This is a genomic window from Oleiphilus sp. HI0061 (assembly GCF_001635675.1).
Genome location: NZ_LWFE01001317.1, coordinates 1 through 399 on the forward strand (window position 1 = coordinate 1; position 399 = coordinate 399).

The 399-nt window shown below is 43.1% G+C and carries 1 protein-coding gene and 1 pseudogene; one reads left to right on the forward strand and one right to left on the reverse strand.

Annotation, left to right across the window (positions count from 1 at the left end; genetic code table 11):
* Nucleotides 1-223, forward strand: a pseudogene (locus A3735_RS20810) (ABC-F family ATPase); the annotation flags it as partial.
* A 56-nt stretch (nucleotides 224-279) separates the two neighbouring features.
* On the opposite strand, the gene A3735_RS29155 reads toward A3735_RS20810, so the two are convergent.
* On the reverse strand, nucleotides 280-390 hold the full coding sequence (locus A3735_RS29155) for a tyrosine-type recombinase/integrase (protein ID WP_369820544.1): 111 nt from the start codon (nucleotides 388-390) through the stop codon (nucleotides 280-282).
* Nucleotides 391-399 lie beyond the last annotated feature (9 nt).

Consider the following 399-nt stretch of genomic DNA (forward strand, 5'->3'; position numbering starts at 1 on the left):
GCCAAATATTCTTGTGATGGATGAGCCGACTAACCACTTGGACATGGAGTCTATTGAATCCTTGAATATGGCGCTAGAAAAGTTTGAAGGAACTCTACTGTTCGTTTCTCACGATAGAGAATTTGTTTCATCTTTGGCGACACGTATTATCGAGATTACGCCTGATGGCATAGTCGACTTTAACGGTAACTATGATGAATACCTAGAGAGCCAGGCCCAGTAAAAACCTTGCTCTTAAGGTTTTGAATGAAGGGGCGTAAAGCCCCTTTTTTAGCATTGTTATATATCGACCGGACTTACGACACCTCGCTCCTGTATGCCAACAACGTGTGTGTAGATCTGGGTGGTTGAAATATTGGAATGCCCCAACATTTCCTGAATTGCCCTAATGTCTGTTCC